The sequence below is a fragment of the Turicibacter sp. GALT-G1 genome (genome assembly GCF_025594995.1).
GTDB lineage: Bacteria > Bacillota_I > Bacilli_A > MOL361 > Turicibacteraceae > Turicibacter > Turicibacter bilis.
On the sequence record NZ_JAMQUS010000044.1, the window covers coordinates 57,164 to 69,109 of the forward strand.

General features: G+C 31.2%; 10 protein-coding genes and 4 other RNA genes. 7 read left to right on the top strand and 7 right to left on the bottom strand.

Annotated features, from left to right (window positions below):
• The first annotated feature begins 301 nt into the window (after positions 1-301).
• From ssrS (NEH74_RS08095) to NEH74_RS08125, 7 genes are all read left to right on the top strand, one after another.
• Positions 302-484, top strand: a non-coding RNA gene (gene ssrS / locus NEH74_RS08095) — 6S RNA.
• A 456-nt stretch (positions 485-940) separates the two neighbouring features.
• A non-coding RNA gene (ssrS, locus tag NEH74_RS08100) (6S RNA) lies at positions 941-1,129 on the top strand.
• Positions 1,130-1,232: 103 nt separating this feature from the next.
• Positions 1,233-1,424: non-coding RNA, 6S RNA (ssrS, locus tag NEH74_RS08105), on the top strand.
• Positions 1,425-1,802: 378 nt separating this feature from the next.
• A non-coding RNA gene (gene ssrS / locus NEH74_RS08110) (6S RNA) lies at positions 1,803-1,992 on the top strand.
• Positions 1,993-2,151: 159 nt separating this feature from the next.
• Complete coding sequence (locus tag NEH74_RS08115) at positions 2,152-2,706, top strand: transposase family protein (protein ID WP_070099790.1); 555 nt, start codon at positions 2,152-2,154, stop codon at positions 2,704-2,706.
• Between the two features lie 27 nt (positions 2,707-2,733).
• Entirely contained in the window at positions 2,734-3,528 is a 795-nt protein-coding gene (locus tag NEH74_RS08120) for an ISL3 family transposase (protein WP_070099789.1), read from the top strand.
• A 602-nt stretch (positions 3,529-4,130) separates the two neighbouring features.
• Positions 4,131-4,904: a hypothetical protein gene (locus tag NEH74_RS08125; protein ID WP_055274762.1), complete on the top strand. Its 774-nt coding sequence runs from the start codon at positions 4,131-4,133 to the stop codon at positions 4,902-4,904.
• 394 nt (positions 4,905-5,298) lie between these two features.
• On the opposite strand, the gene NEH74_RS08130 is transcribed toward NEH74_RS08125, so the two are convergent.
• The 7 genes from NEH74_RS08130 to NEH74_RS08160 form a co-directional block, all read right to left on the bottom strand.
• Positions 5,299-6,153 carry a beta-1,6-N-acetylglucosaminyltransferase gene (locus NEH74_RS08130; protein WP_055274761.1) on the bottom strand — a complete coding sequence of 285 codons (855 nt, stop codon included), beginning with the start codon at positions 6,151-6,153 and terminating at the stop codon, positions 5,299-5,301.
• A gap of 11 nt (positions 6,154-6,164) precedes the next feature.
• On the bottom strand, positions 6,165-6,635 hold the full coding sequence (gene pssE / locus NEH74_RS08135) for a PssE/Cps14G family polysaccharide biosynthesis glycosyltransferase (RefSeq protein WP_055274760.1): 471 nt from the start codon (positions 6,633-6,635) through the stop codon (positions 6,165-6,167).
• Entirely contained in the window at positions 6,632-7,096 is a 465-nt protein-coding gene (pssD, locus tag NEH74_RS08140; protein ID WP_055274759.1) for a PssD/Cps14F family polysaccharide biosynthesis glycosyltransferase, read from the bottom strand. Before pssD ends, pssE begins: the two co-directional genes overlap by 4 nt.
• Positions 7,097-7,110: 14 nt before the next feature.
• Positions 7,111-8,085: a glycosyltransferase family 2 protein gene (locus NEH74_RS08145; protein WP_055274758.1), complete on the bottom strand. Its 975-nt coding sequence runs from the start codon at positions 8,083-8,085 to the stop codon at positions 7,111-7,113.
• Positions 8,085-9,668 (bottom strand): O-antigen ligase family protein, encoded by a 1,584-nt coding sequence (locus tag NEH74_RS08150; protein ID WP_055305461.1) that lies wholly within the window; start codon positions 9,666-9,668, stop codon positions 8,085-8,087. The genes NEH74_RS08145 and NEH74_RS08150 overlap by 1 nt, the downstream gene beginning before the upstream one ends.
• A complete protein-coding gene (locus NEH74_RS08155) occupies positions 9,662-10,846 on the bottom strand; it encodes a glycosyltransferase (RefSeq protein WP_238580535.1) in 1,185 nt (394 codons plus the stop codon). The genes NEH74_RS08150 and NEH74_RS08155 overlap by 7 nt, the downstream gene beginning before the upstream one ends.
• Before the next feature lie 132 nt (positions 10,847-10,978).
• Positions 10,979-11,941, bottom strand: a complete 963-nt coding sequence (locus NEH74_RS08160; RefSeq protein WP_055305460.1) for a glycosyltransferase family 2 protein — start codon at positions 11,939-11,941, stop codon at positions 10,979-10,981.
• Positions 11,942-11,946 lie beyond the last annotated feature (5 nt).

Consider the following 11,946-nt stretch of genomic DNA (forward strand, 5'->3'; position numbering starts at 1 on the left):
TATTATGTCCAAAATGCTATGAAGAGCGTCTAAAATGAATAGAACTTTTTAATTTTTTTATTGTAATAACGATTAAAATTACACAATCTGCTCATACTAGTACTGTCAAGAAGAGAAGTAAATTTGCAGTGAGTATTTGTTGCCGATATGATACCTATACGTCGGATTAAGGTATGCAACATCAAGTCACTGTACGTCTGATAATTATATATGTGAGATAATCTATTATTATTGCTCTTCTTGAACACGTATATTCTGAATTTCCTATTTAGCGATTGTAACGAATATACACTCTCTCTTAGTTTCCCTAGATTGTGCGTAAGGTGATTAGTTGTTGAATCCGAACATTTCTGATAAGGGAATCTGGTGTTCTAATACGGTGTTGAATGCCCAACATTGTTGGGACTCCTAATGTATTAGACAGGATACCCACCTGCTACCAAGCGGGTTTTTATCCTAACACCTACGGCAATTTGGGCAATTAAGAAGAACACGGGTCCGTACCCGTGTTTTTTTATTTTCTAAACTAATTTAAAATCTAAATATATAAGTTCAGATAAGTTTTTTACATGGTAAAAACTTTTACACTCCTAGCAAAGGAAGAATAGATTTCTTTCAGAAATCGACAGGGAACTCTCAACCTACTTCGGTTCGAAATGGCATAGGAAACCAGTATTAAATTTTATTACCAACTAACACTGATGTAGAGTTGTAAAATACATTTCTGTTTCTATGTACAACCACTCCTATCAATCTGTTAGATTCATATTAACTTCCAGATATCACCTGATTGCTTTTAATTCATTCTCGTGTTAAGATAGCTTTCCTGCCTCTGATAGAGAGGATTACTTTCTTTATCAATAAGGATTCGGTTTTCCAAGCATTCCCTTGTTGATTTCAATTCTCTTTCATGTTAAGATAGCTTTCCCCATGAAAAAGGTTATTCCTGAATGGTACGTAAAGTGACTAACTTTTTAAATCCGAACATTTCTAATAAGGGAATCTGATTCTCACATTCAGTGTTGAATGCCTAGCTTTTTCTACCTAGGACTCCTAAAGAATTTGATAAGATACCCACCTGCTACTTAGCGGGTTTATACTCTAGCACTTACGGCCATTTGGGTATCATTCATAACCTGCCCATTAACTAAGACTTTCCAGAACCAATCATATTGATTTTGTTGGCACGACATGTTAGGATATGTATCCGGTCATGAGTGACCCGAATCCAAAACATCCTGGACTGTACGTAAAGTGATTAGTTCTTTAAATCCGAACATTTCTAATAAGGGAATCTGATTCTCAAATTCGGTGTTGAATGCCTAGCTTTTTTTTCACCTAGGACTCCTAAAGAATTTGATAAGATACCCACCTGCTAATTTAGCGGGTTTACATCCTAACACTTACGGCAATTTGGGTCATTATATTCATTTAGATTACCTATAGATTAGATATGATGAAGCCACCAATTAAAAATGAATTTCGCTTAATGATCATACAATTTAGAGAAGTTTTTAAAATATTAAATTAATAGTTGATTAATATTCATGAACATGATAAAATTAAAATCCAAATTGATTGAACTTTATTATTTTTTATGAATAAACACACACACATTTTAAACTAGTTTATCTAATATAACCATTCATCATGTCCCCTAAACATGATAAAAAATGGCCCTAGATAATCTAACAATCTGCAATCAGATTGTCGATCAATTTGGTGCCATGATAAATCAATGAATCATGAGATTTATTATTTCAGGTTATTGTCTTTTTACCAAGAACATGATAAAATCTAATCAAAATCTGAGATATGCGTAAGGTGATTAGTTCTTTAAATCCGAACACTTTTGATAAGGGAATCCGATTCTCTAATACCGTGTTGAATGCCTAGCTTTTTCCACCTAGGACTCCTAACGTATTAGATACGATGCCCACCTGCTAATTTAGCGGGTTTATATCCTAACACCTACGGTATTTTGGAGAAACACAAGCATTTGCTTGTGTTTTTTTTAACTTAAAAGGTTCTATAATATTTGGTGTTGCTGAGTAAGCAGCACTTTTTTCATGGCATCAAAAAAAAGAGACCTCAAGTCTCAATCCTGTTACAATGTTATCGGCTAAAACAATATTGAAAGGATAAGATTTGATGTCTCACTCATATTTTACTAGAAAACTTTTAAATATTAAAGATAAAAACATTACATTTCCGGACGATTATCTTGAAGAAGTGAAATTAAACGGAATTACTAGCTTTATTTTTAAAGGAATCCTCTCGTATCAACCGACTCATTGTCAAAAATGCGGAACTCTATTTGATTCAAAATTTAAGAAACATGGATTTAAAACCTCTCGAATTGTCATTCCAAAAGTCTCACTCCATGATACCTATTTAGAGTTAAAAAAACAGCGTTATTATTGTGGCCATTGCCAATCTACCTTTACACTAAACACTTCAATCGTTGAAAAGAACTGTTATATTTCTTATCACACGAAACATGCCATTGCGTTAGACGCTCAAAATAAGATTTCAGAATGCGATATTGCCCGTCGTCATCAGGTCTCTCATTCAACTGTCAATCGGATCATCCATAGCTTTTATGAGGCTCAAACTTTGAACTTTAATTACCTTCCTGAAAATCTTTGTTTTGATGAGTTTAAGTCCGTTAAGTCTGCCGAGGGTCACCTAGCATGCGAAGCATAAATCCTCCACTGCTAGGGAATGGGTCACATGTCTTTTATCTTTTGCGATGCAGATACCAAACAAATCATTGATATCATTGAAGATCGTCGTTTAAGCTCACTCCCAACCTATTTTCAGCGGTATACCAAAGAAGCACGGGCTCGAGTGAAACATATTGTCATCGATATGTATGCTCCTTACATGAGCTTGATTAAGGAGCTTTTTCCCCATGCCAAAATGATCATTGATAAATTCCATCTAGTTCAACATCTTTCTCGTGCACTCAATAAAACTCGTATTCGAATCATGAAAAAATTTAAGAAACACAGTCGTAAATTCAAACGTTATTGGCGATTATTTTTAAAGTCTCACACGCTACTTAACACCACTAATTATCGAACAGTTTACTGTTTTAAACAACCCATGCGTGAAATAGATATCCTCAACTTCCTACTTGATTTATCACCTGAATTAAAAGCAACTTATGATCTTTATCAAGATTTACTTTTCGCTATTCAAACCAAAAACATCAATCGCTTGAATCACTTACTTGAAACAGAACATCCGCTTATTTCTCCTGAACTTCAAACAGCTTTTCAAACCTTTAAAACGTATCAAGCTTATATCAAAAACACATTAACGACTCCCTATACAAATGGTCCAATCGAAGGAATTAATAATAAAATTAAAGTCATTAAGCGTATTGCCTTTGGATATCGTAATTTCTATCATTGGGTCACCTGCCATGCGAAGCATGTTTCCTCCACTAGTAGGGTAATTAAATCACGTATTCTTATGATTCAAAATTTAACTAAACCTAAAAGAAAAATCCTAGCAGCATAGCCGCTAGGATTTCAATTTAGTCTTTCACTGTAATAGGTCACCATTTAATCAGCAACACTATTTGACAAAGTTCCACTTAAAAAAGCTATACGATAGAACGTCAACAGTTTCAGTTTTGGGGTTGAAAAAATCAAATTACATTAATTTTTGCAAAGAAAAAAGCAGCCATTTTTACAATGGTTGCTTTTATTGTATTATCAATGTTTTTAGACATTTTAAATCAAATAAAATGTTATTTTTTACACCTGTTTTTACATAGCTAAAAATTGTGGTAATAAATTTATGACCGCTATTTTCATGTGTGTAAAACTTAATGTAAAAGCTTTTGTAAATTAAGCTGTAAAACTGATTGTAATTCTTAATATAAAAATGATGATTTCAGAGAGCTCCCCTTTGTTAAGAAATCTCTCCCTGTCTTGTTTTTGTCATTTATTTTTGACAGTTACTATTTTACTATATAACCCTATATTTGTAAATAATTGGTTATAATAGTCTTTTAAAGAGAGAAGCAAAGCCTTAATTAAGCCATAATTTTAATAAATGATATTTAATCCATTTTATAGTATAATATAACAAAGCCAATAATTAAGGGGGGATAGTTAATGAAGAAAACATCTTTTTTTCTGGGAGTCTTCATTTGCTTCATTACATTAGGGTGTTCGAAACAAGGAGCAATGGACCTTCAATCTTTAGAGGATGCGTATTTTGAAGTAGCACAAAACACAGTGGACGAGCCATTAAGCGTTGTTGAGTTAACGGAAATGTTATCAAATTATGCTCCTAAGGAAATGGTAGATGGTAATCAAAAAATCTACACATTTGCTACTGATAACGAAGAGTTAATGGTTTCAGAACCGAAAGACCAAGAGGGGATAACAGACATTTTATATACAAAGCATCATGACTCAAATTCATTATCAGTGGCGTGCCATATCTCTTCTAACGGAGCAGATACATCAGCATCGTCTCTCGTGTTAAATACCGTTGATATGGATTTATTCAAAGTATTTGCTGCTAAACTCAATCAAGAACCATCTAATCTGTTTGATGATTATCTAAGTATGAGCGAGAAAATGTTAGGAGATAAACCAGTGACCCTAACTGAAATACAGAAATCTATTAACTTAGAACCAAACCTTCAAGAAAGAGGTACAGATGTAAAATACTATTCATTTGAAGATACAGATTTAGGTGATGTGTTAGGCTTTTATGTCACTTCTACTTCTGAAACGATTAATCAATTGTTTTATAAAAGTAATGCCACAGGCGTGCTCTATAATACAACGATGGCAAATAATGCTGTCATGTTTAGTCTTTCAACAGAGGAAGCTACGCTTTCTAATCAAAAAGAGGTTATGTCTTTATTTGATAAATAATTAAACATCCATTCTTTAAAGCAACCTATTGGTTGCTTTTTAAATTCATCTTGTTAGGGATATAAACTCTCTTTATGGGAGACATGAACTGTTGGCGATAAAAGGGTAAAAAAAGAGAAGTAGTCTTAACTTAGACTACTTCTCTTTTTGTTGTCTCTATTTGACATAAATATTGGTGATTTAAAGCATTTAAACGACTCGTTTATCATGAAGCCGTTTAAACACGAAGGGATTGCAAATACCTATTGAAAAAATGTTTTGTTTTTTTACGCTTAAAATACTATTTTTTTAGATGATAATGACACTGTATTTTATATAGTAAAAAACAATGTATTTTTGTTTTTTCAACCCCAAAACTGAAACTGTTGATAGAACGTCGTATAGCTTTTTCTTATTATTCTTTTATATACTGATATACTTTTTTAATAATTTCATTATCTACTTCTGAATCAAATTTACGTGCAAATAATGCTTCGCTCTCACAGATTAATTGATAATCTTCAAGTGTGTATGTTTTAGGGTTTGGTCCACCATTCCACTGAATTTCACGTAGTGTATTATGAACTACCGTATTTTTAAATGGAGAATTTAAAATCAAAGTTTGGAAAAAATGTTCGTCTGCACAAATCGTATACTTATAGTCTCTGATATATTCAGGATGCTCTTTTAAATAATTTAATATATATTCAACACAATCTCCAGACAGTGTAAACCAGTTAGCACCTTTATATAATTTATATCCCTTAAAATTAGGGCGAAGAGGATATTTTCTATAAAACTTTGAAAGGAAGTTATTAATGATGTAAACCGGTCGTGTTCGATTATACTTACTATCACTAAATAAATAATAGCCTTTGATTCGCCATAGATTTTCTTCTATGTCTAAAGTTTCAAGAAATTGACGTCCTTTATTCTTTTTTAAAAATGACGATACTTCCTTCTTAGTCTTAATAAATAAATCCTGTCCACTTATTAAATGATAAAAATCATAGCCTCTATTACTCGCCTGTTTTAATAATTGAATTGTTACTAATACTTGAGACAGCCCCCCCCAATTAATGCTCATTCGTTGCTCTAAGAAAAAAACAGTGTTGAAGGATTGGAAATATTGTTTGAGTTGATTAAATAGGCCGTCATTCTTCTGATCAATATGAATATAGACATGGTGATCCTCATCTGCAATAAATTCAATTAATTGCTTTGTTTGTTCAAAATTTTTATGTGCCACAATTAAAAAAGCTTGCTTCATTTTATCTCACCTTATTTTAAATATTTTTCTAAACTCTGATCGATTAAGCCTTCAATATTTCCTTTTTGATTAAAAGGAAGCGGATTAAATGTTTTAGCTTTCTCGTATAAGGAGATAAAATCTTCTCCATCCTGATATGCCAAAATACATCCTAATTGTTCTAATTTAGTCGCTAGCTCAATTTGATGATCATTGACATGTTCATGATATTTCTTTAAACGAGGTACTGCAATAATTTTTTTATGATTTTTAACACCTTGAAGAATAGAACCAGCTCCAGCATGAGTCACAATCAGACTGGCTTGTTGATATAATTTTTCCATTTCATCATTAGGAATAAAACTAAATAATTTCATTTTATCAGTTTCGTAATGATTATGGCCCGCTTGAATAATGACTTCCTCACGATCTGCGACCTGTTCAACAAGACGCATAAGACGTGTAAAATCTTGTTTTTGTGTCCCACATAGAACGAGAATCAAAATAAACACCCTCCTACAATAGCATTTGGGTAAACTTCTAATAGCTCCTCCCATTGAATATAAAACTCATTAGCTATTTTATACATTAATTTCCCACTAACTGATGGCGTATGAACATTTGCAACTGTTTCAATATAAATCACTTTTCTACCAAATAAACGCCCATAAACACACATCGGAATCGTTGAATGAACACCTGTAGAAATAATAACCTTAGGATTATACTTGATAAAATAAATGAACGAAACTAACCATACATAAAGATATTCAAAAATATAGATCCATCCATCATTTTTAGAGCAATACATTAAATACTCTGTTGGAAACTCTGTCTCTTTTGAAATCTTCGTTTTTTCAGTAATAATAACTCCATTATACTTCTTAATAAGATGGCGTAACTGTAATAATTCCGTGTAATGCCCTCCTGCACTAGAGCAAAATAAAACCTTTCCTTTTTTCACGTTTAATCATCACCTTATTTCTTAAGTTTAACTTTCATGATATAAATTGCATTCGCTAATGCATTATAGATTAATTTATTGGTGTATCGATAATATAGATGCTTCTTATCCTTTTGAGATAATAAATATTGATTTTTTCTCCACATTGGAAATCTCTTATTTAATAAGTCCCAACCTTCTTTTAGGATAGCCTTTCGAGTATTCTTATCCTGAATTTGTGCAGCTCGTAAGAAAGAACTTCCTAAAAAATATTTTAATGTTAAATACTCTAATTCACTCTGATATTGATGGTATAAATTATGTTTTTGATAAAATTCAAAAATATCATTAAAGACTGTTAACATATCACCAACTTTGGAGTTTTGAGTATAAGTAATTGAATCTTGACGTTGAACATAATAAACAAGTGGTTCATTTACATAAGCTAATTTTCTAATAAATGGAGCTAATCGAATGGAAAAGGAACTATCCTCATATCTTAAGCCTACTGGAAATTTGATATCTAATGAATCAAACCAACTTTTCTTATATAGCTTATTCCAAACTGTCGGCATCATCTTCGTTAATAACTCTCTCTCATTTGTATAAGGTCCATCAGTTGCTCTTTGTAAACGATTCGGATAAGTCCAATAAAAATCACACGTTGTAACATCAGCCTCTTCCTGAGTTGCCCGTTCGTATAATTTTTCAAACATCGAATATTCAACGTAATCATCACCGTCTACAAATCCAAAATAATCTCCCTTCATCTTACTCATACCATAATTTCTAGCATCAGAGAGCCCCCCATTTGGCTTGATATAACTGAATACCTTATTTGGGTAAAGATTCATATATTTATCAATAATAATTTGTGATTGATCAGGTGTTGAGTCATTAATCACAATAATCTCAATTTCTTGAAGAGTTTGATTGACTAATGAATCAAGACAACGATCTAAATATTTTTCTACATTGTAGACTGGAACAATGACACTAACTTTTGGCATTATTTCACCTTAACTTTCCTATAATCCTTTTTACTTAATGTCGTATTAAGGAACAATGTAACTGTGATAAATCCTAAATATAAGTTCGTAAACAATTCATCTAAGACGTGTCCGCTATAATAAGCAGCTCCTAAACCGACACCAATTGATAATAATAGCATTAGGTTACTAAAATTAACAATAGTTTTAAACTTTCTTAACGCATTAATTGTTGAGGCTAGGACTAAGACAAGATATGGAGTAATAAAAATAATTGCTCCGATAATTCCCATCGTATAGATTTGACGCCATCCATCTTGCTCAATAATTAATTGACCTTCACTTAATGTCGAAAACCCCATACCAAGCATTTTTTCTTTAGTATCCATTAAATCCCACTTATATTCTGAGAATAATTTTTGAAGCTTTCTCCCATCACTACGTTTTTCAAAGGGTTGATTAACAACAAAGTTCCAAAACTCAGGATCAAATTCTATCGGATAAATTTCATCGTAATAAATGGATGGGAATGTTAATAACTGAGCATTTTCTCTTAAAACCGCTATTAATACAGCCTTCTTACCATCGTCATCCTCAATTTTCTGTTGTAGCAACTCTAATTGTGTTGACATCTGATTAACACTATCATTCTTTTCTTCTTCTTCTTTTAAATTTTTAATTAACTGGGTGTTAAACTCTTGATACTTAATGGCTGGAGTATTTGGATAGATTGCCAAGGCTAAGAAAATAATAATCCCCAAATTTAATAGAAAATTAAGATTAAACTTTGTTAAGCGAATGACACTACATCCAATATAAGTTCCAAGTGCTGCTATAGCAATAAGAATGACACCAAAGGTAGCAACTCGTGTTCCAATCATCATCATACATAACGAATGAAGTAAAATCAGTAAGAAGATTGGCCATTTTCTTTTGATCTCATATAACACTTTATATAATAATGGAAGCAACATAAAAAGCAAAGCCCCTAGAACATTTGCTGCATGATATAATCCTTTAGACATCAATAACTTTGGGTCTTGGAACTGTTCATATCCTCCCGTAAACCATGAAAAGAAATTAGCTTGGGTTGTTCCTCCATAACTACCAAATGAGATAGCAAATAGATCAGTAATAAAGATGACACTACATGTAATTACCGAGGTAATTACAATAATTTTATTAAATGTTTCATTACTAAATTGGGCCAGATATGTACAATACATTAAAATAAATGGTAATGTCATGATTAAGATATATTTTAGTTCGATTTTAATATCTGTTCTAAACGTTTCAGGAAGATTTAAATTTAATTGTCTGATTTCAATAAAGTGCAAAATAGAATAAGCCCCTAAGATTAATCCTAAAAATACTATCATCCAAAAAGATTTCCTTTTATTTTTATCAAAAAATAAAAATCCAATAATCGCTAATAATGGAATTCCTAAGAATCTGATAAATGTTGATGGAACAATTAAATGATATTGTTTCAAAAAATCATTTAATAGATAGTCTAAATCAACGATAGGTTGAATAATTAAAAAAACAAAAATTAATAACGTATAAAACTTTGGATTATTAAGTTTTTTAAATTTATCTAGCATAAATCCCCCTCCACTAAATTACTGATTTGAGTAATAATCGTTTCATTTTGATAGTGATAATCCTTTAATTTATCTTTCATCTTTTCTAATTTTTCAGGATGCATAATAATCGTCTTCATCGCTTCATAAAAATCAGATTCATCATTGTTTACAACTAAACCATAGCTACTATCCTTTAACTGTTCTTCAATACCCGCCACTTTTGTTGCTATAACAGGTATTTGACAAATTAAAGATTCAAAGACAACAGTCGGTAATCCTTCATAACGAGAAGGTAATAAAAAACAATCTGCTAATTTAAAATAAGCAAATGGGTTTTCTCGATATCCAATCAGTTTAAAGGTTTCTTGACAGTTATTCTTTTTTATTTCATTTTTTAAGGTTTGCTCATCTTCACCGTTACCGATAATCATAATATTATGTTTAAATCCTTCATCAATCAGGCGACGGTGAATCTTTATTAAACGATCATATCCTTTTTGTTCGACTAATCGTCCTACACTAATAAATGTTAAATCTTTATTTTTAAAGAGTCTTAAATCATCTGAATTAACAGATTGAGCAAACTTCTCTTTTATTAAATCAGATTGAATAATATTATGAATGACTTTAACATCCTCTTTTAAATCAAAAACTTCCTGATAAGATTGTGCTGCCACTTTAGAAACAGCTACATTTACATCAATTAACTCAAGCATCTTCTTCATTAGTGGCATATGATTCGATGAGAAGTTTTGTTTCTTATAATCTAGATGAACCCAATTTACTTTTTTACCACTAGAACCATTAGCAACAAAAATCGTACAAAATCCCTCTTTAAATGCAATTTCAACATCATACGATGAAAGTTTCATTTTTTTACGTTCAGATTTAATTTTTCGTCCAATCCATCCTGTCTTCATTAAACATAACAAATATAATTTATTAATTAATAATGAAATATTTTTACTTTTAATAATTTGACTTAATGGTAAATCAATCACTCTAAAAAACTTTGATCCCTCAATAATATTAACTCCAGATGGAACATCTTTAAGCATTTCACCATGTTTGTGTAATACAAGTAAATCAATCTCATAACTAGTTTGCTTCACTAATTCCTGCAATAAGTTATTTAATACCCGAGAAACGCCCCCCAACGTCATCTCATCGGTTACAAATAAAATTTTCTTTGACACAATCTCACTTCCAATCGTTTCAACATAATATTAAATTCACTATTCAATAGTCATTTAACTTAGAAGACTCTTACTTTTAACGCCTATATTCCCTTCATAATATACCCTATACTAATAAAAATAAATTACTCATTATTTTAATCGTCGTAATGTTTTTTTTAAAGATAATAATTGTCGGACCATGTTGAATTGCTTCTTACTATATAACCATAAAATAAAACGATCTTTAGCTGATAAATTTTTGACATATTCATTTTTTAGCCATGATGAGAAGTGGTTTCTCATAAAGTCTACAGCATGATTAATATAACGATCACCATTTTCAACTGTTAAATTACGAGAACATCCATATAACATTAAATTTTTAATATATAGAAACTCAATCTCTGACTGATAATTTCCTTTAAAATTATCTTCTATTAACTTCAAGGCTTTATAAATATCTAAACTCTTCTCAGAGTAAGTATTCATAATTGATCCTTCTCTTTGAAAATAATTATAAAAAGCTTCATTGACTTTGACAATTTTTTGAGCTTTAGATAGAACAATAGGAATACATCCTAAATCTTCATACCAAATCCCTACCGGGAATTTAACATCATCAAATAATGTTTTCTTAAATAACTTATTACATGCACTATTATCGATGGTCAAAACCGAAGGTAATGTTTCAACATTTCCAACTTTAAAATCGCCGCATGAAATATAAACACTTCGCCCATCTTCATAAACATTTTTAATATCGCAGACGACTAAATCTGCACCTTCTTGATGAACTACCTGATACATCTTTTCACACATGTCTCTTTCAATCCAGTCATCACTATCAATAAAAAGAACATATTCACCTGTGACATAATTTAGACCATAATTTCTTGCATCAGCTAATCCTCCATTTATTTTTTGAACAGAGATTACTTTTCCTGGGTAATCTAGTGTAAACTGATCAATAATCTTTTGTGATTGATCAGGACTCCCATCATTAACACAGATAATTTCAAGATCTTGAAATGTTTGGTTTACTAATGAATACAAGCAGCGCTTAAGGTATTTCTCTACATTATAGATAGGAACAATAATGCTTATCTTTGCCATTTTAA